The organism is Pseudomonas sp. NPDC089396 (assembly GCF_044749545.1).
In the GTDB taxonomy this organism is placed as follows: domain Bacteria; phylum Pseudomonadota; class Gammaproteobacteria; order Pseudomonadales; family Pseudomonadaceae; genus Aquipseudomonas.
The window spans coordinates 441,046-465,437 of sequence record NZ_JBIVIC010000005.1 but is presented as its reverse complement, the minus strand read 5'-3'; the positions used below and the strand labels follow the sequence as shown (position 1 = coordinate 465,437).

Sequence of the window (24,392 nt, the reverse complement as noted above, 5' to 3'; positions counted from 1 at the left end):
TGGAAGTGGGGCGCATTATAAGGGGATTCGAAACCCCGTCAAGGCTTAATTTCAAAAAACCTTAATATCGCTGGAAAACAAAGCGGGGAGGCCTACCGGCCTCCCCGCTTTACTTCTCATCCTTACAAGCTAGGGAACGCAAACTGCGACGCTTCATGGCTCGCACGCTGCGGCCAGCGCTGAGTAATTGCCTTGCGACGGGTATAGAAGCGCACACCATCCGGACCATAAGCATGCAGGTCACCGAACAGCGAACGCTTCCAGCCACCGAAGCTGTGATAAGCCACCGGCACCGGCAGCGGCACGTTCACACCTACCATGCCCACTTCGATCTCATCGCAGAACAGGCGCGCTGCCTCACCGTCACGGGTGAAGATGCAAGTGCCGTTACCGTACTCGTGATCGTTGATCAGTTGCATGGCCTGCTCCAGGCTGTTGACGCGCACTACGCACAGCACGGGGCCAAAGATCTCTTCTTTATAGATACGCATCTCTGGAGTCACCTTGTCGAACAGGGTGCCACCGACGAAGTATCCATCTTCATTGCCTGCTACACGGAAGCCGCGACCATCCACCACCAGCTTGGCGCCTGCAGCAACACCGTCATCAATATAGCCAACCACTTTGTCACGGGCAGCGGCAGTAACCAGAGGCCCCATGTCCAGGCCACAGGAAGTACCGGCACCGATCTTCAGCGCCTTGATCTGCGGCTCCAGCTTGGCAATCAGCGCGTCGGCAACCTGGTCGCCGACACACACCGCGACCGAAATGGCCATGCAACGCTCGCCGCACGAACCGTAAGCAGCACCCATCAATGCACTGACGGCGTTGTCCAGGTCGGCATCGGGCATCAGCACGGCATGGTTCTTGGCGCCACCCAGGGCCTGCACACGCTTGCCGCGCTTGGTACCTTCGGCATAGATGTATTCGGCGATCGGGGTAGAACCCACGAAGCTCAGAGCCTTCACTTCCGGCGCTTCGATCAGTGCGTCTACTGCTTCCTTGTCCCCGTGTACCACGTTGAGGATGCCTTTTGGCAGGCCAGCCTCCAGCAGCAGTTGGGCGATGAACAGGGTCGAGCTTGGGTCACGCTCGGACGGCTTCAAGATGAACGCGTTACCGCAAGCGATGGCCAGCGGGTACATCCACAGCGGAACCATCGCCGGGAAGTTGAACGGGGTAATGCCGGCCACCACGCCCAGCGGCTGGAAGTCCGACCAGGCATCGATGTTAGGACCGACGTTACGGCTGTACTCGCCTTTCAGCACTTCGGGTGCTGCGCAGGCAAATTCGACGTTCTCGATACCACGCTTGAGTTCGCCGGCAGCGTCTTCCACGGTCTTGCCGTGCTCTTCGCTGATCATCTGCGAGATCTTGGCTTCGTTCTGCTCCAGCAGCTGCTTGAAGCGGAACATCACCTGGGCGCGCTTGGCCGGTGGGGTGTTGCGCCAGGCCGGGAAAGCAGCCTTGGCGGAGTCGATCGCTTCCTGCACGGTAGCGCGGCTTGCCAGCTCGACCTTGCGGACCGCCTGGCCAGTGGACGGGTTGAAGACATCGGCGGTGCGCTCACCCTTGGTAACCAGTTCGCCGTGGATCAGGTGCTGAACGATGCTCATGCAAAACTCCAGATAAAGAAGGTAGAGGCCAACGCGCGATCAGCTCGCGCGCCTTGCGTCAAAATCGGAAAGATCAGTCGATCTTGTTCAGGGTTTCACCGACCGCGTCGAACAGACGGTCCAGTTCCTGCGGCTGGGTATTGAAGGTTGGGCCGAACTGCAGGGTGTCGCCGCCGAAGCGTACGTAGAAGCCAGCCTGCCACAGCTTCATCGCAGCCTCATACGGACGGACGATGGCGTCACCGTCACGGGCAGCGATCTGGATCGCGCCGGCCAGGCCGTAGTTGCGGATGTCGACGATGTTCTTGGTGCCCTTCACGCCGTGCAGCAGCTTCTCGAAGTGCGGCGCCAGCTCGGCGGCCGACTGCACCAGGTTTTCCTTCTGCAGCAGGTCGAGCGCGGCGATACCGGCGGCGCAGGCTACCGGGTGTGCCGAGTAGGTATAGCCGTGGGGGAATTCGACGGCGTATTCCGGGGTCGGCTGATTCATGAAGGTCTGGTAGATCTCGGTGCTGGCGATCACCGCGCCCATCGGGATGGCGCCGTTGGTCACCTGCTTGGCGATGCACATCAGGTCAGGGGTCACACCGAAGGCCTCGGCGCCGGTCATCGCGCCCATGCGGCCGAAACCGGTGATCACTTCGTCGAAGATCAGCAGGATATTGTGCTGGGTGCAGATTTCGCGCAGGCGCTTCAGGTAGCCCTTCGGTGGCGGCAGCACACCGGCGGAACCCGCCAGCGGCTCGACGATCACGGCTGCAATGTTGGAAGCATCGTGCAGCTCGATCAGCTTGAGCATTTCATCGGCCAGGGCGATACCGCCCTCTTCCGGCATGCCCTTGGAGAACGCGTTGACTGGCAGCACGGTGTGCGGCAGGTGGTCGACATCCAGCAGCTGGCCGAACATCTTGCGGTTGCCGTTGACGCCGCCCAGGCTGGTGCCGGCGATGTTCACGCCGTGGTAACCACGGGCACGACCGATGATCTTGGTCTTGGTGGCCTGACCTTTCAGGCGCCAGTAGGCGCGGACCATCTTCAGCGCGGTGTCGGCACACTCGGAACCGGAGTTGGTATAGAACACATGGTTCAGGTCACCAGGGGTCAGCTCGGTGATCTTCTCGGCCAGTTGGAACGACAGCGGGTGGCCGAACTGGAAGGCCGGCGAGTAATCCAGGGTACCGACCTGGCGTGCGACCGCCTCGGTGATTTCCTTGCGGGTATGCCCGGCGCCGCAGGTCCACAGACCAGACAGGGCGTCGAAGATCCTGCGCCCTTTGTCATCGATCAGGTAGCTGCCTTCGGCCGCCACGATCAGCCGTGGGTCGCGGTGGAAGTTGCGGTTGGCGGTGTAGGGCATCCAGTGGGCATCCAGCTTCAGCTGGCTGGCGATACCGACGGTGGCGGTTTCGGGCATGTTCATCGGCGGTTCCTCGAAAGACGATTAGGCAACGATGGATGTTGTTGCAGCTAAATTCGCACGCGGATAAAGTCTGAAAAAGCCTACATTTCTAATCTTCAGGTAGAGTAAGACTAAACTTATGAGCCGACGCCCCGACCCTCTCGCACAGGTCAGCGATTTCGATATCCGCCTGCTGAAAATCTACCGAAGCGTAGTGGAATGCGGCGGCTTCTCGGCGGCGGAGAACGTGCTTGGCATCGGCCGTTCCGCCATCAGTCAGCAGATGAACGACCTGGAGCAACGCCTCGGCCTGCGCCTCTGCCAGCGTGGCCGCGCCGGCTTCTCGCTGACCGAGGAAGGCCGCGAGGTCTACCATTCGGCACTGCAGCTGCTGAGCGCGCTGGAAACCTTCCGCACCGAAGTCAACGGCCTGCATCAGCACTTGCGGGGCGAGCTCAACATCGGCCTGACCGATAACCTGGTGACCCTGCCGCACATGCGCATCACCCATGCCTTGGCCGAGCTCAAGGACCGTGGGCCTGACGTGCGCATCCAGATCCGCATGATCGCCCCCAGCCAGGTTGAACAAGGGGTGCTCGACGGCAGCCTGCATGTTGGCGTGGTGCCACAGACCAGCCCACTCTCCGGCCTTGAATACCAACCCTTGTACAGCGAACGGTCACTGCTCTACTGCGCCGTTGGCCACCCGTTGTTCTATGCCGACGACCAGCAGATCGACGACGATCGCCTCAACGACCAGGAAGCGATCGCCCCTACCTTCCGCCTGCCCGCCGATATCCAGGCGCATTACCAGGCCCTGAACTGCACCGCCAGTGCCTCTGACCGCGAAGGCATGGCGTTTCTGATCCTGACGGGGCGCTACATTGGCTACCTGCCCGACCATTACGCCACGTTCTGGGTCCAGCAAGGCCGCCTGCGCGCACTCAAGCCCGCCCAGCGCTTCTACGATCTGAGCCTGAGCTGGGTCACGCGTAAAGGACGAAGGCCGAATCTGGTACTGGAAAGCTTCCTTGAAAGCCTGGCTGCGACACGCTGATGCCTGCTTGTGCCGCTAATGCTTGTCACTTGCGCGCAGGCAGGTAATCTTGTCCGACATCCGTTGCCACAGACCTGTACGGAATCGTCCATGACCCTAGAAGTCCCTGCGCATCGCCTTTCCGCCTCGGGCAAGCCCGCCGGCCGCATCCGCCAGAAGAACGAACAGGCCATCATCCAGGCCGCCGAAGACGAATTCGCCCGTCATGGTTTCAAGGGCACCAGCATGAACACCATCGCGCTGAAGGCCGGCTTGCCCAAGGCCAACCTGCATTACTACTTCACCAACAAGCTCGGCCTGTACATCGCCGTACTGAGCAACATCATCGAGCTGTGGGACAGCACCTTCAACGCATTGAGCGTCGAAGACGACCCGGGTGCAGCGCTCAGCCAGTACATCCGCACCAAGATGGAGTTCTCTCGGCGCAACCCGCAAGCCTCGCGGATCTTCGCCATGGAGGTCATCAGCGGCGGCACCTGCCTGAGCGAATACTTCAGCGCCGACTACCGTGAATGGTTCCGTGGCCGCGCCGCGGTATTCCAGGCCTGGATCGACGCAGGCAAGATGGACCCGGTCGACCCGGTGCACCTGATCTTCCTGCTGTGGGGCAGCACCCAGCACTATGCCGACTTCGCTACCCAGATCTGCCAGGTCACCGGCCGCAGCCGCCTGACCAAGCAGGACATGGAAGACGCAAGCAGCAATCTTATCCACATCATTCTCAAGGGATGCGGCATCGCGCCGAGCGCCTGACGTCTATATATGCCTTCTACCCTGCTCGACCTCTGCGAGTTTCGCGAGGAAATCCGCAAGAGCCGCTTCATTACCCTCGCTGGCCCGATTACCAGTGCCGCCGAGGCGATGAGCTTCATCGAACGCCATAGCGACCTGGCCGCCACCCACAACTGCTGGGCCTGGAAGCTGGGCGCACAGTATCGCAGCAGTGACGATGGCGAACCGGGTGGCACGGCTGGCCGGCCCATCCTGGCCGCCATCGAGGCGCAGGACTGCGACCAGGTGGTGGTGCTGGTCATCCGTTGGTACGGCGGCATCCAGCTGGGTACCGGTGGCCTTGCACGGGCGTATGGCGGTGGGGCCAACAAATGCCTGCAACAGGCGCCGAAGCGGCTGTTGGTACAACGCAGCGAATTTGCCTGCAGTTGCAGCTTCAGCGAACTGGCGCTGGTGAAACTGCGCCTGGCAGAAGTGGATGGCCTGGTGCTGGACGAGCAGTTCACTGCCAATGGCGTTGACCTGCAGATTGCCGTTGGCGAAGCCCACCTGGCCACTTTGCAACAGCAACTGGCAGACCTCAGCCGCGGTCGAATCCTTCTCGAAGCACGCTGAAGGTTGCGCACAACATCTGTGGGCCGGCTTGTGGATAAGCTTGGGGCACTCAGCTGTAACCCTTGCCACTCAAGGCCTGTAAAGGATTGAGCATATTTTGATCACCGTTTGATGACAGCCGCAACCGCCTGAACTGTCAAGTGTTATCCACAATGCGTCAGGCGTATTTCACAACGGTGTCAGTCGCGCTTGCACACATTTACTGTGGATCAGCCTGTGGATAACCCGTTAGCCAACAAGCCAAGCGCCCGCCGCCGCACGGCCATATGCCGCTGATCATTTTTTAATCACCCTTTAATCCAGGCACATGAGGCGTGCCTGCAGTATGCTCAATTCCTTTTTCCTACACCGATAAAGGAATGTTCCTATGGCTATTTCAAGAACTGCCCTCATCATCGGCGCCTCTCGCGGGCTCGGCCTGGGCTTGGTGCAGCGGCTGAACGAAGACGGCTGGAACATCACCGCCACGGTCCGTGACCCACAAAAGCCCGGCGCGCTGGGCGAGGTTCCTGGGGTGCGCATCGAACAGCTGGAAATGAACGACACTGCCCAGCTCGATGGCCTGAAGCAGCGCCTGCAAGGTGAAGTGTTCGACCTGGTGTTCATCAACGCCGGCGTCATGGGCCCCCTGCCACAAGACCTGGAGACGGCGCAGCCAGAGGACATCGGCGCCCTGTTCATGACCAACGCGGTGGCGCCGATCCGCGTCGCACGTCGCCTGGCCGGCCAGGTACGCCAAGGCAGCGGCGTACTGGCATTCATGAGCTCGATCCTGGGCAGCGTGACCATCCCCGACGGTGGCGAGGTGTGCCTGTACAAAGCCAGCAAGGCCGCCCTGAATTCGATGATCAACAGCTTCGTGGTCGACCTGCAGCGCCCTGACCTCTGTGTACTGGCCATGCACCCGGGTTGGGTGAAAACCGACATGGGTGGCGAGAACGCCGAGATCGACGTGCTCACCAGTACCCGTGGCATGCTCGAACAGGTCAAGGCTCAGAGTGGCAAGGGCGGCCTGCGCTTCATCAACTACAAGGGCGAGCCCCTCATCTGGTGAGTCCAACCCGATCACCGGTTGACGCAATACCGACCTGGCCAAGCGCAATGCCTGGCCAGGGCCTGTAGAATGGCGGCAACCGTACCTGATTGAGATCACCACCCCATGTATGACTGGTTGAACGCCCTGCCCAAGGCCGAACTGCACCTGCACCTCGAAGGTTCACTTGAACCTGAGCTGCTGTTCGCCCTGGCCGAGCGCAACAAGATTGCCCTGCCTTGGAACGACGTCGAAACCCTGCGCAGTGCCTACGCCTTCAACAACCTGCAGGAATTCCTCGACCTCTATTACCAAGGTGCGGACGTACTGCGCACCGAGCAGGACTTCTATGACCTGACCTGGGCCTACCTGCAGCGCTGCAAGGCACAGAACGTCATTCACACCGAGCCGTTCTTCGACCCGCAGACCCACACTGATCGCGGCATCCCGTTCGAGGTCGTGCTCAACGGCATCAACCACGCGCTCAAGGACGGCCGTGAGCAACTGGGCATCAGCAGCGGCCTGATCCTGAGCTTCCTGCGCCACCTCAGCGAAGACGAGGCACACAAGACCCTCGACCAGGCTTTGCCCTTCCGCGACGCGTTCATCGCCGTTGGCCTGGACAGCTCCGAAATGGGCCACCCGCCCAGCAAGTTCCAGCGCGTGTTCGACCGTGCCCGCAGCGAAGGCTTCGTTGCGGTTGCCCACGCCGGCGAAGAAGGCCCGCCCGAGTACATCTGGGAAGCCCTCGACCTGCTCAAGATCAAGCGCATCGACCATGGTGTACGCGCCATCGAGGACGAGCGCCTGATGCAGCGCATCATCGACGAGCAGATTCCCCTCACCGTGTGCCCATTGTCGAACACCAAGCTCTGCGTGTTCGATCACATGAGCCAGCACAACATCCTCGACATGCTCGAGCGCGGTGTGAAGGTGACAGTGAACTCGGATGACCCGGCCTACTTCGGTGGTTACGTCACCGAGAACTTCCATGCCTTGCACACTCACCTGGGCATGACCGAAGACCAGGCCCGCCGCCTGGCCCAGAACAGCCTGGACGCGCGTCTGGTCTGACGCGTCTGCGGGTTTCTCAGCCCACCTGCAGCGTTGTGACCCGGGCAATGCGATTGATCTGCTGAATGCCTTCGGCGGAAATCTGCATAGCCCGTGTCCCCCCTGGCTCGCGTATCCAGCCAGACTGCAGAAACAGCGTAAGCAATGCCTGCCCAAGGCTACCGCCCAGATGCGGACCTTGGTCGCTGCAGTGGCAGATCACGCATCCACGCTGCTGGCGCGGCGCCAGGGCATCGATATACACCCCAATGCGCGCCAGCTCTGCCCGCCCCTCATCGCTGACCATCGGTTGACGGTCGCTGCTCTCGAGCCAACCTGCAACCACCAGGCGGTGGTACAACTCAGCGGCCAGCTCACCCCCCATATGGTCACCACACCGACGCGCCCTGCGCATCGACATCGGCATCTGTACCGATGCTGCCCGTTGCTGGCCGTCACAGCCAAGCTGCACACTGGCCAGCGCTTCGACCGCCGCCCCCACCTGGGGCGTGGCAAGCCTGAAGTAGCGCTTGCGGCCACGTGCTTCGAGCCTGAGCAAACCTGCCGAAGACAATAGCGACAGGTGCGCGCAGGCAGAGGATGAGGTCAACCCGGTCATCATCGCCAATTCATCGGTCGGCCGCGGCGTGCCGTCGATCAGCGCCCACAACATCGCGCTACGCTTGGGGTCGGCCATCAGGCCGGCAATCTGACTGATACTGCTGACTGCATTCATGTCCTGTTACTCCCTGCCAATCACATGTGATTTCCAATGGCCAACCCTGGCAACGCCGATTACACCTCTCGGCAGGTGCCAGCCGCGACAAGCAAACGCCTTGCCGACGCCAGCCCCGGGCGCAGTATAAGCCGCACGCACGACCGCCCCCGCAGGCATGCCGCGTTCAGAGGTGTCAAAGTGAACTAGGGTATGGCAACCCTTCAGCGCCCTGCTCAGCCCTGTGGTTGGGGCGCTAAAGCCCTGAAGTGAAGGAAGCTGCTGTTTAGCAAGGAAGAAGCAGGGCATGAGGAAGAATGGCCCTATGCGCCCAAGGGAGTCTGCCGACACCTTGCTTCCCCAAATAACGCAAATTAAAACGAACCTTCTACACACTTCGAAGCATTGCATTGACCCGTGCACCGACCGCCAGTCAGAACACTCCGGCAAGCCATGGCGCAGGGTTGCCGCAGCGCTACACTTGATCCGCTCTCCCCCCTATTCGGAGGTATGCCGCGATGAAGATTGTCGTCAGTGCGTCGAACCGCAACCCCAATTGCCCTTGGCAGGTATGCCTCGACCAGCATGTGGTGGGCTTTCGCAGTGAGGCCGAAGCACGCGCCTTTGTCGCAACCCTCGAGACCCGCTTACAGGCCCCTCATCCGCTCATGCCGGACGCTTGGCCTGCAACCCCCGGGTCAGTAGCGCGACACTGACCACCAGTGCCCCGCACAGGCTGATTACCAGTGTCATGGGCACCGCACTGCCATCGTGCAGCACGCTGACCAACGACGCCGCACCGGCGGCGACGCTGAACTGCAAGCAGCCCATCAAAGCCGAGGCACTGCCTGCCCGGGCCCCCTGGCCACTCATGGCGCAGGCCGAGGCATTGGGAATGATGCAGCCAAGGCTGGCAATGCAGACGAACAGTGGCACCAGCAGTGGCCACAACTGCGCCGGGCGCAACGCTGCCACGCCAAGCAGAACCAACCCCGCCGCCAGGTACAACCACACCGCGCGCACCAGCAGGAATGCCGGGCCACGCTTGGCCAGCAGGCGTGCGTTGACCTGCGCCACCAGAATGAAACCCGCCGCGTTGGTGCCAAACAGCCAGCCGTAATGCTCTGCGGGTACGCCATAGAGCTTGATGAATACGAAAGGTGAACCAGCGATGTAGGCAAACATCCCGGCAATGGCGATGCCTCCGGTCAAGGCATGCCCGATGAACACGCGATCGGCCAGCAGTCGCAAGTATTGACGCAGCGCCCCCGACAGCGGCTGGCGCGGCATGTGCGCCGGCAAGCTCTCTGGCAGGCCCAGGCCCACTGCAAACAGGCAGAACGCGCTGAACAGGCTCAAGGCGAGGAAGATCGATTGCCAACCGGACAGGTTCACCAGCACCCCACCCAGCATCGGCGCAAGGATCGGCGCCAGCCCCATCACCAGCATCAGTTGCGAGAACACCTTGGCCGAGGCCACCGGGTCGCATTTATCACTGACGATGGCCCGCGACAGCACCATGCCGGCACAGCCGCCCAAGGCCTGAACGAAGCGCGCCACGATCAGCGTATCGAGGTTGGGCGCGTAGGCGCAGGCCAGCGATGCCAGGGTGAACAGCCCCACGCCGAACAGCAGCGGCTTACGTCGGCCGAAGCGATCGGCCACCGGCCCATAGGCCAGTTGACCGAGCGACAAACCGAGGAAGTACGCAGCCAGGGTGGCTTGTACATGTTTCTCGTCGGTGGCGAACGCCTGCGCCATGGCCGGGAAGGCGGGCAGGTAGAAGTCGATCGCCAAGGGCCCGAACGCACTCAGTGCGCCCAGGATCAGCACCATTCGCAGGTTCATCAGGAATCCATAGCAGGCTAAGCAAGCGCGTAAGTCTACCTGCAGTGGACCCCATCAGTATGAAAACATTTGCAACAAATCAGCAGGGCGGCTTCACGCTACCTCGGCCTGATAGCCCTCTTCCCGAATGGCTGCCAGCACCTGCTCGACCATCAGCACGCTCTTCACGCGCACTTGCTTGGCAGCCAGGTCGACTTCCACCTGTGCCTTGGCATCCTGCTCCTGCACGGCGCGGGTGACCGCTTTCACGCAATGGCCGCAGGTCATGCCTTGTACGTTGAACACTTGCATGGGTGTTGCCTCCTTGTGGGTTTTGCGCAGTTTCAAGCTTGCCATCGGGGCAAGGTCAAGTTCTGCGGCGAACTGCCGGGGTGGAAATCCGCGCGCGCCTCGGCCAAGCTGCGCCTTTGATGATTCAGGCAAGCAGGAGATTCTTCATGTTCAGGGCAGCAGTGAGCGTTGTCGGGCTATTGGGCGCGCTAGCCGCGGTGCCGCCGGCCAGCGCCGAGGGCAACTCGGACTACAGCGTACTGATCATTTCCCGGGAGCGCCTGGAAGTATCCACCAGCTGCGAAATCGGCATCTACCTCAACGATCAGCTGTCCGGGCGGGTGTTCCAGGAACAATCGGCCTCCTTCAACCTGCCGCCGGGCCCGGTCGATGTGCGCTTGCGCCTGCTGCCGGGGCAAATGCCCGGTTGCGCGCCAGGCATCGAGGACCAGCGCAGCACGCGGCTGACCTTGCAGGCGGGCCAGATCAACAAGTACCGCATTGCCATGGGCCACAATGGGCTTGAGTTGAGGCGAGCCGGCCTGGGCTATTGACCTTCCCTGCATGGCAAGGTTGATGCTGGAGGCCTGTCCAAGGAGGAAAGCCATGTCAGCATCCACCACTTTCGACTTGCCGATTTCCGGCATGACCTGCGCCAGCTGTGCTGGCCGTGTCGAGCGCGCCCTGCGCAAAGTCAGCGGCGCCGAACAGGTCAGCGTCAACCTCGCCACCGAACAGGCCCGCGTCCAGGCCCCGGCCGGCAGCCTCCCAGCCCTGGTCGACGCCGTGCGCGACGCAGGGTATGGCGTGCCGACCCGCACCGTAGAGCTGCAGATCGGCGGCATGACTTGCGCCAGCTGCGTTGGCCGGGTCGAACGGGCCCTGGGCAAATTGCCGGGGGTCGAGCAGGTCAGCGTCAACCTGGCCAGTGAACGCGCCCACCTCGAAGTGCTTCAGGCCCTCGATGACCAACTGTTGATCGCCGCCGTCGAGAAAGCCGGCTACAACGCCAGCCTGCCACAGGCGCGCCAGGATGATCAGCAGGCTGCCCAACGGCGCCTGCGCAAGGAACGCCTGGCGGTCGGTGCCGCCCTGCTGCTGGCGCTGCCGCTGGTGCTGCCGATGCTGGTGCAACCGTTCGGCCTGCACTGGATGTTGCCTGCCTGGGCGCAGTTCCTGCTGGCCACGCCGGTGCAGTTCATCCTTGGCGCACGCTTCTATGTGGCGGCCTACAAAGCGGTGCGCGCCGGTGCCGGCAACATGGACCTGCTGGTGGCCCTGGGCACCAGCGCCGGTTATGGCCTGAGCCTGTACCAATGGGCGCAAGCCTCTGCTGGCAGCGAACCTCACCTTTATTTCGAAGCTTCGGCAGTGGTGATCGCCCTGGTGCTGCTCGGCAAATACCTGGAAAGCCGCGCCAAACGCCAGACCGCCAGCGCCATCCGCGCGCTGGAAGCCCTGCGCCCCGAGCGCGCCGTGCGCCTGGTCGACGGCCGTGAAGAGGACGTGGCGATCGCCCTACTGCGCCTCGATGACCTGGTGCTGGTCAAACCTGGCGAACGCTTCCCGGTGGATGGTGAAGTGGTGGAAGGCAGCAGCCATGCCGACGAAGCCTTGATCAGCGGTGAGAGCCTGCCCGTGCCCAAGCAACCCGGTGACAGCGTCACCGGCGGCGCCATCAACGGTGAAGGCCGGCTGCTGGTGCGTACCCAGGCCGTGGGCACTGAAACCGTACTGGCCCGCATCATCCGCCTGGTCGAAGACGCTCAGGCGGCCAAGGCGCCGATCCAGAAGCTGGTTGACCGGGTCAGCCAAGTGTTCGTCCCTGCGGTACTGGTGCTGGCGATGATCACCCTGGTCGGCTGGTGGCTGGCCGGTGCGCCGCTGGAGACCGCGCTGATCAACGCGGTCGCCGTCCTGGTGATTGCCTGCCCCTGTGCCCTGGGCCTGGCCACGCCCGCCGCGATCATGGCCGGCACCGGCGTCGCCGCGCGCCACGGCATCCTGATCAAGGACGCCGAAGCCCTGGAGCGCGCCCATGCAGTGAACCGTGTGGTATTCGACAAGACCGGCACGCTCACCTCGGGCAGCCCACGGGTGGTGCACAGCCAGGCGCTGGCCGGCGATGGCGCCGAGCTGCACCGTCTGGCCGGTGCCTTGCAACGTGGCAGCGAGCACCCGCTGGCCAAAGCGGTTCTGCAAGCCTGCGCCGAGCAAGGCCTCGACGTTCCGCCGGTGGCCGACAGTCAGTCGCTCACCGGTCGCGGCATCGCCGGGCGGGTGGAAGGGCGCGAACTGGCCCTGGGCAATCGCCGCCTGCTCGATGAAAGCGGCCTGCAACCCGCTGCGCTAGCCCCCATGGCGCGGGCCTGGGAAGCCGAAGGCCGCACCCTGTCGTGGCTGATCGAACGTGGTGCGCAGCCCCGTGTACTGGGCCTGTTCGCCTTCGGCGACAGCCTCAAGCCCGGTGCCGAGCAAGCGATCAGCACCTTGCATGAACAACACATCAGCAGCCATCTGCTGACCGGCGACAACCGCGGCAGCGCCAAGGTGGTGGCCGACCGCCTCGGCATCGACGACGTGTATGCCGAAGTGCTGCCGGCCGACAAGGCCGCCACCGTCGCCGCGTTGAAACAGGACGGCGTGGTGGCGATGGTCGGCGATGGCATCAACGATGCCCCGGCCCTGGCCGCCGCCGATATCGGCATCGCCATGGGCGGCGGCACCGACGTGGCCATGCAGGCCGCCGGCATCACGCTGATGCGCGGCGATCCGCGCCTGGTACCCGCCGCATTGGAAATCAGCCGCAAGACCTACGCGAAAATCCGCCAGAACCTGTTCTGGGCATTCATCTATAACCTGATTGGTATTCCCCTGGCCGCAATGGGTTACCTGAACCCGGTGCTGGCCGGCGCCGCCATGGCCCTGTCCAGTGTCAGCGTGGTGAGCAATGCCTTGTGGCTGAAAACCTGGAAACCCACTAGCACCTCGCAGGAGGCCCCATGAACATCGGCCAGGCCGCCCGCCGCAGCGGGCTCAGCACCAAGATGATCCGCTACTACGAGTCCATCGGCCTGCTCAAGCCGGCCACCCGCAGCGACAGCGGCTACCGCCTGTACCAGCCGCAGGACCTGCACAGCCTGGCGTTCATCAAGCGCTCCCGCGACCTGGGCTTTTCTCTGGAGGAAGTGGGCAAGCTGCTGACCCTGTGGCAGGACCGCCAGCGCGCCAGCGCCGACGTCAAGGCACTGGCCGTGCAGCACATCGATGAGCTGAACCGGCGCATCGAGGAGTTGGTCAGCTTGCGCGATACCTTGAGCGAACTGGCCGCCCACTGCCAGGGCAACGACCGGCCCGACTGCCCGATTCTCAAGGACCTGGCCAACGGCGGCGAGTGCTGCCATTGACGTGCCTGGCCAGGTGGCCAAGTAATTGGTATGCCATATTAGCCTGAAGCCGACCGAATAGTCGCCAAATGCGGCTTCGCCCAATAAATACGGGCATTTGCGCTCAAAAAATCCCGGACGCTGCCGATGCCCTGAGCATCGCGTGTCGATAAAAACAATCTCCGGGAGCGTCGATGAACATCAAACAGAAACTGACCTGGGCATTCGCGGTCATCGCCGCCTTGCCCATCGTCCTCGTGGCCACTTTAGTGGTCATCAACCTGCGCGGCGAAGCCCGCGATGGATTTCTCGACAGCAGCAGCCGCGAGATCCGCCAGGTCAGCAATGCCATGAACCTGTTCTTCCAGGGCATCACCCAGAACGTCGACTACCTGGCCAGCCTGCCAGAAGTCACCGGCGCGGGCGCCGACATCAAGAAGCACATCAGTGCCGATGCCGCGCAAATCGCCCCCGGTGAACACGACAAAGCGCTGTTCGAACTGTTCACCCGCCTGGCCAACAGCCATTCGGACTATGCCTACGTGTCCTATGGCCTGAAGGACGGCGGCTACGCGTTCTGGCCAGGCGACCCGAGCATGAGCAACTACGACCCGCGTACCCGCCCCTGGTACCAGACGGCCATGGCCAACCCCGGCAAGACCCTGCGCACGGCCCCGTACTACTGGGCGGGCGATGATGCGGTGCTGGTCAGTACCGTGCGCGCCGTGGCCAACCCGCTCGGCAACCCCGGTGGCGTGGTCAACATCGATGTGTCGCTCAAGGGCCTGACCGAGATCGTTCGGCAGATCAAGCTGGGCGAAAGCGGCTACCTGATCCTCATGGAAAACAACGGCAACGTGATGGTCGACCCGCGCGACGCCAGCCACAACTTCAAGCAACTGGCGAGCTTCGGTGACGGCTACGCCGAGCTGGCCAAGGCCGGCAAGGGCCTGGTCGAAGTCGACCTGGGCGGGGTGCGCTACATGGCCAACGTCTACCCCGACGAGAAGCTCGGCTGGACCTTCATCGGCCTGATTCAGCAAGGCGAAGTGATGCAAACCACCACCCGCCTGACCTGGCTCATCGGCACCATCGCACTGGTACTGGCAGCACTGTTCGCCGTGGTCGGCGCCGCCTTCGCCAAGCTCATCGTGCGCCCGATCAACAGCGTCACCAGCGGCCTGGAAGACATTGCCCAGGGTGAAGGCGACCTGACCCGCAACCTCGATGTACGCGGCCGGGACGAAACCGCGCAGCTGGCCAGCTGGTTCAACCAGTTCCTTGGCGCCATCCGCAGCCTGATCCAGCACATCGGCTCGGCCGCCAGCAAGATTCTCAGCACTTCCAGCAGCTCGACCCGGGTGTCCAGCGACATGGCCGAGGCCGCCGGGCGCCAGCGCGAAGCCGTGGACATGGTGTCCACCGCCTTCCACGAAATGGTCGCCACCGCCAACGAAGTCGCGCGCTCCTGCAGCCAGGCTGCGCAATCGGCCGACAGTGGCCAGCAACAAGCTCGCGAAGGCCAGCAGCAGATCGATGCGGCGGTGCACAGTGTCGACCGCCTGAGCCAGGAGATCGAACAGTCGGCGCAGTCGATCCAGCAACTGGAGCGTGACAGCAACGCCATTCAGTCGATCCTCGGCACCATCCGTTCGATTGCCGAGCAGACCAACCTGCTGGCGTTGAACGCCGCGATCGAGGCCGCCAGGGCCGGCGAACAAGGCCGCGGCTTTGCCGTGGTGGCCGACGAGGTACGAGCCCTGGCCAAGCGCACCGCCGACTCGACCGCCGAAATCGATGGCCTGCTCGGCAACCTGGCCAGCCGCACCGCCGAGGTGGCCGAGCAGATGCATGCGAGCCTTGAGGTGTCCCAGCAGTCCGTCAGCCGCATTGGCCTGGCCCGCGACAGCTTTGGCCAGATCCGCGAGTCGGTGGACATCATTCGCGACATGAACACCCAGATCGCCACGGCGGCGGAGGAACAGCACCAGGTGGCCGAGGACATCAACCGCCATATCAGCCAGATTCATGGCGATGCACAGCTGGTGGCCGAGTTGGCCCAGGCGGCGCGGCAGGATTCAGAGAGCCTGGCCGGGTTGTCCAACGAACTGGATTCGCTGGTGCGGCGGTTCCGCACCTGATCGGCAACCTGTACTGGCCCTATCGCCGGCAAGCCGGCTCCCACAGGTACAACACAAGCCTCAAGACATGTGGGTTACCTGTGGGAGCCGGCTTGCCGGCGATAGGGCCGCTACAGGCACCCTACAATTTCAACTCCCCCGGCGTGGCCCCAAACAACTGCTTGAAGGCAGCGATATAAGCGGAGGTCGAGTCATAGCCACACCCCAGCGCCGCGTCGGTCACACTCTCCCCCGCCTCCAGCAATGCCAGCGACGACAACAGCCGCATCCTCTGCCGCCAATTGCGAAAGCTCAACCCGGTTTCCCGCTGGAACAAGCGCATCAAGGTCTTCTCCGAGCATCCCAACTGCAGCGCCCACTGCTGCAGCGTCTGCACCTGGTCCGGCGCGGCAATCAGGCCATTGCACAACGCCAGCAACCCCGGATGACGGGGCAGCGGCAGCGAGAAGCCCACTTCGGGCAGCCTGCGCAGCTGGTCGAGCAGCACCGCCACCAGGCGCGCTTCGACACTGTCACCTTCCGGGTAATGCGCCGGGTACAGGCAGAACTGCTTGATCAGCTCCCGCGCCAGGGGCGTTACTTCCAGTACCCGGCACTGCGTCGGCGCCCACGCGCAGGCATCGCGGCGGATATACAGGCTGCGCATTTCGGCCTGCCCGGTCGTTACCACTTCATGCTCGGCATCGGCCGGAATCCACACACCCCACTGCGGCGGGGCGAAGTAGCTACCATCGCGGGTGTACACGCCCAGTACGCCGCTGATGGCATAGGAAAACTGTACCCAGTCATGGCGGTGGCAGGTGGTCCAGGAGCCAGCGCCCAGGCTTTCGGCACGGGCATAAAGCGGCCTGGGCAGGTGGTCCAGGGCAGGGATGGCGCGGGGATGTCCGATGCTCGGCATGACGGTTTCTTATAGTTCTGACCAGACAAGCCTAACACCTGTAGGCGCCATGTCGCCCCCTTCGCCGGCAAGCCGGCTCCCACAGGTAACCCACATGCCTCAAGGCTTGCGCTGCCCCTGTGGGAGCCGGCTTGCCGGCGAAAGGGCCGACGCGGTATCAACGCTCGACAATCACCGTTACACCCTGCCCCCCCGCCGCGCAGATCGAAATCAACCCGCGCCCCTTGCCCGCCTTGGCAAGCAGCTTGGCCAGATTGGCCAGAATCCGTCCCCCAGTCGCGGCAAACGGATGCCCGGCCGCCAGCGAGCTGCCCTTGACGTTGAGCTTGCTGCGGTCGATGGCCCCTAGCGGTGTCTCCAGCCCCAGGCGCGTGCGGCAGTACTCGGCATCCTCCCAGGCCTTGAGGGTGCACAACACCTGGGCTGCGAAGGCTTCGTGAATCTCGTAGTAATCGAAGTCCTGCAGGCTCAGGCCATTGCGTGCCAGCAAGCGCGGCACGGCGTAGACCGGCGCCATCAACAGCCCTTCCTGGCCTTTGACGAAATCCACCGCCGCCGTTTCGCCATCGACCAGGTAGGCCAGCACCTCCAGCCCCTGCGCCTGGGCCCACTCCGGCGTGCCCAACAGCACCAGCGAGGCGCCATCGGTCAGTGGCGTGGAGTTGCCCGCGGTCAGCGTGCCCAGGCCACTGTGGTCGAACGCCGGCTTGAGCTTGCCGAGTTGCTCCAGGCTCAGGTCTGGCCGCAGGTTGTTGTCGCGCGCCAGCCCCAGGAACGGCGTAACCAGGTCGTCCTGCCAGCCGTCGGTGTAGGACGCCGCCAACCGCTGGTGGCTGAGCAGGGCCAATTCATCTTGCGCGGCGCGGTCGATCTGCCAAGTCTGCGCCATGCGTTCGCAGTGCTCGCCCATCGACAGCCCGGTGCGTGGCTCGCCGTTGCGCGGCAGTTCGGGCTTCAGGTGGCCGGGGCGCAGTTGCAGGAATGGCTTGAGCCGCTCGCCGAGGGTCTTGCCGCGGTTGGCCTGCAGCAGGATGCGACGCAGCCCCTCATTGACCGCGATCGGCGCATCGGACGTAGTGTCCACGCCCCCCGCGATGCCGCTGTCGATCTGCCCCAGGGCAATCTTGTTGGCCACCAGCAGCGCGGCCTCAAGGCCAGTGCCACAGGCCTGCTGGATGTCGTAGGCAGGCGTCTGTGGCGACAGGCGCGACCCGAGCACGCATTCGCGTGTCAGGCTCATGTCGCGCGAGTGCTTGAGCACCGCGCCCGCCACCACCTCGCCCAAGCGCAGCCCATGCAGTCGATAACGCTCGATCAGGCCCTCGAGAGTGACAGTGAGCATCGCCTGGTTGCTGGCAGTGGCGTAAGCGCCGTTGGAGCGGGCGAAGGGAATTCGGTTGCCGCCCAGGATCGCGACCCGGCGAAGTGAACGCATGCGTGGATTCCTCCTGAAACCATTCGGTCCGTACAGCCTAGGTGTTTTTGCCGCATTCGAACGACCTTGCCACAAAGTTGGTCCACACTTGCAAGCTTGCCTTCAGGGAGTCCCGCACATGAGCGACCGCTATATCGGCTTTGCCAACTCCAACCTCGGCCGTCGCCTGGTCGATGCCCTTGGCCTGCCGCGCCCGGCGCCGCTGGAGCGCTGGCAGGCGGGCCGCCTGCGCCCTGTAGAGGGCGCGCTGGTGCTGGGCGGCGGGCCGTTGGCGAACACCGTCGAAGCCATCGCCCCGCGCCTGACCGACGAATGCTACAGCTTCAATGGCGAAGGCTTGCAGGCCCCCGCGTGGGTCGCCGGCCTGGGGCCGAAGATCAAGGCCGTGGTGTTCGATGCCAGCCACTTGTCCGACAGCGACGCGCTGAAGCAGTTGCGCGAGTTCTTCCAGCCCTTGCTGCGCAGCCTGGCCGCTTGCGCCCATGTGGTCATCCTCGGGCGTGCGCCAGAGCAGCTCGACGACCCACTGGCCAGCGTTGCCCAGCGTGCCCTGGAGGGCTTTAGCCGGTCACTGGCCAAGGAGCTGCGCAACGGCGCCACGGCGCAGCTGCTCTACATCGCCAACGGTGCCGAAAACCAGCTCGAAGGGGCCTTGCGCTTCTTCCTGTCGCCCAAGAGCGCATTCATTTCCGGGCAGGTACTGCGCCTTGACCCCTGCGCCGAGCAGGTCGAAGACTGGACCCGGCCGCTGGCAGGCCAGCGTGCGCTGGTCACCGGCGCGGCGCGGGGGATCGGCGCCGCCATCGCCGAAACCCTGGCCCGCGACGGTGCCGAGGTCATGCTGCTGGACGTGCCGCAGGCGCAACAGGACCTCGACGCCCTGGCAGCCCGCCTGGGCGGCAAGGCCCTGGGCCTGGACATCTGCGCCGGCGACGCCGCCGCGCAGCTGCTCGAAGCCCTGCCCGGCGGCATCGATATCGTCGTGCACAACGCCGGCATCACCCGCGACAAGACCCTGGCCAACATGACCCCGGAATACTGGGACGCGGTCATGGCGGTCAACCTCAAGGCCCCGCAGGTATTGACCCAGGCCCTTTATGACGGCGGCGCGCTGGGCGCCGACGCACGTATCACCCTGCTGGCTTCGGTCAGCGGCATCGCCGGCAACCGTGGTCAGGCCAACTATGCGGCCAGCAAGGCCGGGCTGATCGGCTTCGCCCAGGCTTGGGCGCCGAAGCTCGCCGACCGTGGCGGCAGCATCAACGCGGTGGCCCCGGGTTTCATCGAGACGCACATGACCGCCGCCATGCCCATGGGCCTGCGCGAGGCCGGGCGGCGCTTGAGCTCGCTGGGCCAGGGCGGGCGCCCACAGGATGTCGCCGAAGCCATCGCCTGGCTCAGCCAGCCAGGGTCCGGCGCCGTCAACGGGCAAGTGCTGCGGGTTTGCGGCCAGGCATTGATGGGGGCATGAGCATGAACCGACAATGGCACGACCTGCACAGCCCCGACTCACGCGCCAGCCTCTACCTGCGCGCGGCCAGCAAACGCAAGATCAGCGGCAGCACGCTACCGACCGCTGGCCTGCGCTGCTTCATTCGCGTGCAGCCCGACAACCTGGCCGCCTATCGCCGGCTTTGTCACTTCACCGACGATGGGCGACTGCCCGGCACTTACCCGCATGTGATGGCCTTCACGCTGCAGCTGCAACTGCTGACAGCCCACGACTTCCCATTCCCATTGCTCGGCCTGGTTCACCTGCACAATCGCATCGAGGTACTGCGCCCATTGGGCGGCATCGACGGGCTGCGCTTTGCAGTGTTCGCCGACAACCTGCAGGCGCACGCCAAGGGCGGCACCTTCGACCTGGTCACCGAAGCCGAAGATGCGCTCGGCCTGCTCTGGCGCGAGACCAGCCGCATGCTGGTGCGTGGCCTACACCTCGATGGCCAGCCCGACGCCAGCGAAGACAACGCGCCTGAGCCCTTGCCAGAAGCCACCCGCTGGTACGCCGACAGTGATATCGGCCGGCGCTACGCCAAGGTCTGCGGCGACTACAACCCGATCCACCTGAGTACGGCCAGCGCACGGTTGTTCGGTTTTCCCAAGGCGATCGCCCATGGCATGTGGAGCAAGGCCATGGCACTGGCGGCGCTGCGTACCCACCTGCCCAACAGCCGATACGCGTTCGAGGTGGATTTCCGTAAACCCGTACGCCTGCCGTCGGAGGTGGTGCTCAGTGCCAGCGCGCCAGGCCCTGCAGGGGAACTGCGGCTCGATGGGCATGGCGAGCTGGTGCACATGGTCGGGCGCTGGGAAACGCTCTAGCGCCCCGAATCCACTTGATTTGCATCGGGCCTGCGCCGAAGCTATGCGGCATTAGGAGACCCCCGATGAACCTGCAAGAACTCACCGAACGCCTGCACCGGATCCGCGACAACAACGACTGGCGCGGCTTCCACAGCCCGAAGAATCTGGCCATGGCTGCCAGCGTGGAAATGGCCGAGCTGGTGGAAATCTTCCAGTGGCTGAGCGAGGAGCAATCGCGCCAGCTGCCTGCTGATCAGCTCGCCCATGCCGGCCAGGAGGTCGGTGACGTGATCCTCTACCTGTTGCTGCTGTGCAGCGAGCTGGGCCTGGACATGGAGCAAGTGGTACGGGCGAAGCTTGCCGACAGCGAGAGGCGCTTCGCCCGATGAACGACCGTCACTTCGATGAACTGGCCACCCGTTTCGCCGAAAAGATCTACGGCGGCGCCAAGGGCGCCATCCGCCTGGCCGTGCTCCAGGCCGACCTGGCCGAAGCCCTGCCCGACCGCCCGCTGCGGGTGCTCGACATTGGTGCCGGGCTCGGCCACATGGCGCTCTGGCTGGCCCAGCGCGGCCACCACGTGACCCTGGCCGAACCGGCCGCGCCGATGCTCGAAGGCGCCCGCGCGCGCTTTGCCGAAGCCGGCCAGCCCGCCACTTTCATTCAGGCGCCGTGGCAGGATCTGCTCGGCCAGCTCACCGAACCCTACGACCTGGTGCTGTGCCACGCCGTGCTCGAATGGCTGGCCGAGCCGGAAAGCATCCTGCCGGTACTGCACCAGCTGACCGCCACCGGTGGCTGGCTGTCGCTGGCCTTCTACAACCGTGATGCGCTGGTCTACCGCAACCTGCTCAAGGGCCATTTCCGCAAGCTGCGCAGCAACCGCCTGCAGGGTGAAAAGCAGAGCCTGACCCCGCAAAAACCGCTTGATCCACGGGAGCTCAAGGCGCAACTTGAATCCATGTGGCACGTCGAAAGCGAGAGCGGCGTGCGGGTGTTCCACGACTATATGCCCAAGGAATTCCAGGACAAGGCCGAGCTGCTCGACCTGCTGGAAATGGAACTGGCCCACCGCCGTCACCCAGGTTTCGCCGGGCTCGGCCGCTACCTGCACTGGATGTGCCGCCCCCGCTGACCCGCCCGCCGGGAGGAAGAAATGCCGTACCGTCTGTTGTGCCTGGCCGTGCTGCCGCTCGCCTTGGCCGCTTGCCAGGCGAGCAACCCCTACGTCGCCAGCAGCCGCCCGCTGCCACCGGCCCCCGCGCAAGCGGCCAGCACCTTCGACGCCAGTGCCTACCCGACACCTGCGCGGGACTATGGACGTTACCGCAGCTGGAGCTGGCGCGACGGCCAGCTGCCCACTGGCAACGCCGACGCCGACCCCGGGCAACTGGCCGACGCCGTCAGCGGCGCACTCGACCAGCATGGACTGCGCCCCGCCAGGGGTAGCACCGGCGACCTGCTGGTCAGTGCCGACATGCGCCTTGAGCGGCGCCTGCGCCAGGTACGCGACTACGACGCCTACGACCCCTATTACGGCCCCTACTACGGCCCGCGTCCCTATGGCAGTGTCGGCGTCGGTGGCTACAACAACGGCTACGGCGCCTATGCCAGCGTGCCGATCGTGCGCACCTACGAAGTCGAAGTGATGGTGGTGCGCATCGACCTGTTCGATGCCCGTAACGGCGAGCCGGTGTGGAGCGCGAGCGCCGAAAGCGGCAGCGACCAGAGCTCACCGCGCGAGCGCGAAAGCGCCTTGCGCGAATCCGTGCACAAAGCGCTCAGCGGCTATCCTCCCAGTTAATGTTCAATGGAGAACCATCATGTTGCGCCGCCTTGTTCTACTGTCGTTCGCGTTGCTGCTCGCCGCCTGCTCAAGCCACAACGTCCAGCAGGATTTCGACGCCAGCCGCGATTTTGCCGCGTACCGCAGCTGGGCGTGGCAGGAGCCGGGCCTGCAATACCGCCCGGATGATCCGCGCATCAAGAGCGATCTGACCGAACAGCGCATCCGTCAAGCGGTCGACTATCAGCTCGACCAGCGCGGCCTGCGCCCGGCCCAGGGCAATAGCCCGGCCGACCTCAAGGTGCGCGCCTACCTGATCGTCGAGCAACGCCAGCAACAGATCACCACCAACTACGGGGGCGGCTGGGGTGGCTATTGGGGTGGCTACTGGGGCGGGCCGATGTACAACGAGACCCGCAGCGTCGACTACAAGGTGGCGACCATCCAGGTCGACATGTTCGATGGCCATGACGGCAAGCTGGTCTGGCGCGGCAGTGCCGAGCAGATCATGAACAACTATCCACCGAGCCCGGAGGAGCGCAACAGCGCGATCCACAACACCGTGGCCGAAGTGTTGAGCCATTACCCACCGGGCAGCAAGAAATAGCGATGGCATAGCCCGTTCGTCAGTTCGCGTCTACCCTGACTAGGAAACCTCACTAAACGGGTAGCGGTGATCAACGAATAAGGACTGCCAATGCAAAGCATTGTTCTCCTGATGTGGCTTGCCTTGTGCTCTGAACAAGATATCCGCGAACGCCAGATCGCCAACATGCTGACCCTGGGTGCCGCTGCCTGCGCCCTGGTCTGGCTGTTCGTCACCGGCCACAGCTGGATCGGCGCCGACGCCAGCGAGGCCGGCTGGGCCCTGGCCATCGTCATGCTGCTGACCCTGCCCGGCTACATGCTCGGCCGCTTCGGCGCCGACGACGTCAAGCTGATGGGCGCCCTGGCCTTGGCCACCAGCCCGCAATATGTGCTCGGCACCTTCATCGGGGCGGGTGTCAGCCTGCTGCTGTGGCTGGCGACGCGCAGGCGCCTGTGGACCCTGCTCAACCCCAAGGTGAAGAAGCGCCTGCAGGCCCTGACCGAGCAGATGGGCGACAAACAGGCCTTCGTCCCCTACGTGCTCGCCGGCTTTCTTCTTACCGCTGTATGGATCCAATGATCATCCCTGCGGTCCGATGGCTTGTACATACCTTGTACAGAATCGCTTGCAGCGGCTATTTTTAAGCTGCCAGAGCGTCTGGTCCGGGAGCTGGGCCATATACGAACAGGGAGTTTGATCGTGAACAAGTCATCAAGTGCGGTGAAAGTCCTGGTCGTCGATGATCAGGAAGTGATCGTCGAGCAGTTGTGCGAGTTTCTCGAAAGCCAGGGCCACCCCTGCGTTCCCGCCTTTTCAACCGACCAAGCCATCGAGCGCTACATAGCCGACGAAGCCATCGGCCTGGTGCTGTGCGACCTGCACATGCCCGAACGCGATGGCATCGAGCTGGTTCGGGCGTTGAAGGAGATTGCCGGGCGCCAACGCATGTTCGAAGCGATCATGCTCACCGGCCGCGCCGACAAGCAGGACGTGATCCGCGCCTTGCGCGAGGGCTTTGCCGACTATTACCAGAAACCCACGGACCTCGACGAACTGCTCGAAGGCCTGCGCCGCCAGGAGCAGATCCTGCTCGAACGCAAGGCCAGCTTCCAGGACCTGGGCAACCTCAATCAGCGCCTGCAGGACTTGGCGGGCTCCATCGACGAGCTTTACCAGGATCTCGAAAAAGCTCGCGGCCAGGGCGTTCACCGGCGAGCCACCGATGCCGAGGAGCCTGAAGGCGAACTGCCCGCCGCGTTCGAGAAACTATCGCCCCGCCAGCTGGAGGTGGCCCGGCTGGTGAGCAAGGGCAAGACCAACTATCAGATTGCCTGCGAGCTGGGCATTACCGAGAACACCGTCAAACTGTACGTCTCGCAAGTGCTGCGCCTGACCCACATGCACAACCGCACGCAACTGGCCCTGGCGCTGACGCCGAGTTCGTCGCCGGTGCACCAGCGTTTCATCACGCACTGACCCACGTCGCTATGAGCCACGTCGCTGTGGGCC

25 protein-coding genes and 1 pseudogene are annotated in these 24,392 nt (G+C 63.9%); 19 read left to right on the top strand and 7 right to left on the bottom strand.

The window, feature by feature from the left end; all coding sequences use genetic code 11:
- Positions 1–122: 122 nt before the first annotated feature.
- Together ACIPZB_RS12405 and ACIPZB_RS12400 are read right to left on the bottom strand one after the other, a co-directional pair.
- Positions 123–1,616: a CoA-acylating methylmalonate-semialdehyde dehydrogenase gene (locus ACIPZB_RS12405; protein ID WP_008095787.1), complete on the bottom strand. Its 1,494-nt coding sequence runs from the start codon at positions 1,614–1,616 to the stop codon at positions 123–125.
- Positions 1,617–1,689: 73 nt separating this feature from the next.
- Positions 1,690–3,036 carry an aspartate aminotransferase family protein gene (locus ACIPZB_RS12400; protein ID WP_400640413.1) on the bottom strand — a complete coding sequence of 449 codons (1,347 nt, stop codon included), beginning with the start codon at positions 3,034–3,036 and terminating at the stop codon, positions 1,690–1,692.
- Between the two features lie 118 nt (positions 3,037–3,154).
- On the opposite strand from ACIPZB_RS12400, the gene ACIPZB_RS12395 reads away from it, so the two are divergent.
- The 5 genes from ACIPZB_RS12395 to ACIPZB_RS12375 all read left to right on the top strand — a co-directional run bounded on the left by ACIPZB_RS12395 (position 3,155) and on the right by ACIPZB_RS12375 (position 7,526).
- Positions 3,155–4,072 carry a LysR family transcriptional regulator gene (locus tag ACIPZB_RS12395; protein WP_008095783.1) on the top strand — a complete coding sequence of 306 codons (918 nt, stop codon included), beginning with the start codon at positions 3,155–3,157 and terminating at the stop codon, positions 4,070–4,072.
- 90 nt (positions 4,073–4,162) lie between these two features.
- On the top strand, positions 4,163–4,825 hold the full coding sequence (locus ACIPZB_RS12390) for a TetR/AcrR family transcriptional regulator (RefSeq protein WP_016395140.1): 663 nt from the start codon (positions 4,163–4,165) through the stop codon (positions 4,823–4,825).
- A 9-nt stretch (positions 4,826–4,834) separates the two neighbouring features.
- Entirely contained in the window at positions 4,835–5,419 is a 585-nt protein-coding gene (locus tag ACIPZB_RS12385) for an IMPACT family protein (protein WP_400640412.1), read from the top strand.
- Positions 5,420–5,786: 367 nt separating this feature from the next.
- A complete protein-coding gene (locus ACIPZB_RS12380) occupies positions 5,787–6,473 on the top strand; it encodes an SDR family oxidoreductase (protein ID WP_400640411.1) in 687 nt (228 codons plus the stop codon).
- Positions 6,474–6,578: 105 nt separating this feature from the next.
- Positions 6,579–7,526 carry an adenosine deaminase gene (locus ACIPZB_RS12375; RefSeq protein ID WP_400640410.1) on the top strand — a complete coding sequence of 316 codons (948 nt, stop codon included), beginning with the start codon at positions 6,579–6,581 and terminating at the stop codon, positions 7,524–7,526.
- A gap of 16 nt (positions 7,527–7,542) precedes the next feature.
- Here the strand turns inward: ACIPZB_RS12375 and ACIPZB_RS12370 are convergent, their stop codons facing one another.
- Complete coding sequence (locus tag ACIPZB_RS12370; protein ID WP_400640409.1) at positions 7,543–8,241, bottom strand: transcriptional regulator; 699 nt, start codon at positions 8,239–8,241, stop codon at positions 7,543–7,545.
- Between the two features lie 497 nt (positions 8,242–8,738).
- Between ACIPZB_RS12370 and ACIPZB_RS12365 the strand changes: the two genes are divergently transcribed.
- A complete protein-coding gene (locus ACIPZB_RS12365; protein WP_400640408.1) occupies positions 8,739–8,936 on the top strand; it encodes a hypothetical protein in 198 nt (65 codons plus the stop codon).
- Here ACIPZB_RS12365 and ACIPZB_RS12360 read toward each other — a convergent pair.
- Positions 8,887–10,068, bottom strand: a complete 1,182-nt coding sequence (locus ACIPZB_RS12360; RefSeq protein ID WP_400640407.1) for a multidrug effflux MFS transporter — start codon at positions 10,066–10,068, stop codon at positions 8,887–8,889. The two genes, ACIPZB_RS12365 and ACIPZB_RS12360, sit on opposite strands and share 50 nt — an antisense overlap.
- Before the next feature lie 93 nt (positions 10,069–10,161).
- Positions 10,162–10,359: a heavy-metal-associated domain-containing protein gene (locus tag ACIPZB_RS12355; RefSeq protein ID WP_400640406.1), complete on the bottom strand. Its 198-nt coding sequence runs from the start codon at positions 10,357–10,359 to the stop codon at positions 10,162–10,164.
- 146 nt (positions 10,360–10,505) lie between these two features.
- Here ACIPZB_RS12355 and ACIPZB_RS12350 point away from each other — a divergent pair, with 146 nt between their 5' ends.
- From ACIPZB_RS12350 to ACIPZB_RS12330, 5 genes and pseudogenes are all read left to right on the top strand, one after another.
- Complete coding sequence (locus ACIPZB_RS12350; protein ID WP_400640405.1) at positions 10,506–10,892, top strand: hypothetical protein; 387 nt, start codon at positions 10,506–10,508, stop codon at positions 10,890–10,892.
- A gap of 52 nt (positions 10,893–10,944) precedes the next feature.
- Positions 10,945–13,344, top strand: coding sequence for a heavy metal translocating P-type ATPase (locus tag ACIPZB_RS12345; protein ID WP_400640404.1), 2,400 nt, complete (start codon positions 10,945–10,947; stop codon positions 13,342–13,344).
- Complete coding sequence (gene cueR, locus ACIPZB_RS12340) at positions 13,341–13,745, top strand: Cu(I)-responsive transcriptional regulator (RefSeq protein ID WP_236236647.1); 405 nt, start codon at positions 13,341–13,343, stop codon at positions 13,743–13,745. Before ACIPZB_RS12345 ends, cueR begins: the two co-directional genes overlap by 4 nt.
- Positions 13,746–13,918: 173 nt before the next feature.
- Positions 13,919–15,007: pseudogene (locus tag ACIPZB_RS12335) on the top strand (cache domain-containing protein); the annotation flags it as partial.
- Positions 15,008–15,097: 90 nt separating this feature from the next.
- Positions 15,098–15,865: a methyl-accepting chemotaxis protein gene (locus ACIPZB_RS12330; protein ID WP_371871994.1), complete on the top strand. Its 768-nt coding sequence runs from the start codon at positions 15,098–15,100 to the stop codon at positions 15,863–15,865.
- 121 nt (positions 15,866–15,986) lie between these two features.
- Here the strand turns inward: ACIPZB_RS12330 and ACIPZB_RS12325 are convergent, their stop codons facing one another.
- Together ACIPZB_RS12325 and ACIPZB_RS12320 are read right to left on the bottom strand one after the other, a co-directional pair.
- Positions 15,987–16,766 (bottom strand): AraC family transcriptional regulator, encoded by a 780-nt coding sequence (locus ACIPZB_RS12325; protein WP_400640403.1) that lies wholly within the window; start codon positions 16,764–16,766, stop codon positions 15,987–15,989.
- 157 nt (positions 16,767–16,923) lie between these two features.
- Positions 16,924–18,201: an acetyl-CoA C-acetyltransferase gene (locus ACIPZB_RS12320; protein ID WP_400640402.1), complete on the bottom strand. Its 1,278-nt coding sequence runs from the start codon at positions 18,199–18,201 to the stop codon at positions 16,924–16,926.
- A 118-nt stretch (positions 18,202–18,319) separates the two neighbouring features.
- Here ACIPZB_RS12320 and ACIPZB_RS12315 point away from each other — a divergent pair, with 118 nt between their 5' ends.
- The 8 genes from ACIPZB_RS12315 (at position 18,320) to ACIPZB_RS12280 (ending at position 24,359) form a co-directional block, all read left to right on the top strand.
- A complete protein-coding gene (locus ACIPZB_RS12315) occupies positions 18,320–19,672 on the top strand; it encodes a 3-oxoacyl-ACP reductase (RefSeq protein WP_400640401.1) in 1,353 nt (450 codons plus the stop codon).
- A gap of 2 nt (positions 19,673–19,674) precedes the next feature.
- Positions 19,675–20,526, top strand: a complete 852-nt coding sequence (locus tag ACIPZB_RS12310) for a MaoC family dehydratase (RefSeq protein WP_400640400.1) — start codon at positions 19,675–19,677, stop codon at positions 20,524–20,526.
- Between the two features lie 65 nt (positions 20,527–20,591).
- Positions 20,592–20,897 carry a MazG-like family protein gene (locus tag ACIPZB_RS12305; protein WP_008093121.1) on the top strand — a complete coding sequence of 102 codons (306 nt, stop codon included), beginning with the start codon at positions 20,592–20,594 and terminating at the stop codon, positions 20,895–20,897.
- Complete coding sequence (locus ACIPZB_RS12300) at positions 20,894–21,643, top strand: methyltransferase domain-containing protein (RefSeq protein ID WP_008093119.1); 750 nt, start codon at positions 20,894–20,896, stop codon at positions 21,641–21,643. Before ACIPZB_RS12305 ends, ACIPZB_RS12300 begins: the two co-directional genes overlap by 4 nt.
- Positions 21,644–21,664: 21 nt before the next feature.
- Positions 21,665–22,312: a DUF4136 domain-containing protein gene (locus tag ACIPZB_RS12295; RefSeq protein WP_400640399.1), complete on the top strand. Its 648-nt coding sequence runs from the start codon at positions 21,665–21,667 to the stop codon at positions 22,310–22,312.
- A gap of 19 nt (positions 22,313–22,331) precedes the next feature.
- Complete coding sequence (locus tag ACIPZB_RS12290) at positions 22,332–22,901, top strand: DUF4136 domain-containing protein (protein ID WP_008093116.1); 570 nt, start codon at positions 22,332–22,334, stop codon at positions 22,899–22,901.
- 90 nt (positions 22,902–22,991) lie between these two features.
- Positions 22,992–23,462, top strand: a complete 471-nt coding sequence (locus tag ACIPZB_RS12285) for an A24 family peptidase (protein ID WP_400640398.1) — start codon at positions 22,992–22,994, stop codon at positions 23,460–23,462.
- A gap of 114 nt (positions 23,463–23,576) precedes the next feature.
- Positions 23,577–24,359 (top strand): response regulator transcription factor, encoded by a 783-nt coding sequence (locus ACIPZB_RS12280; RefSeq protein WP_400640397.1) that lies wholly within the window; start codon positions 23,577–23,579, stop codon positions 24,357–24,359.
- Positions 24,360–24,392 lie beyond the last annotated feature (33 nt).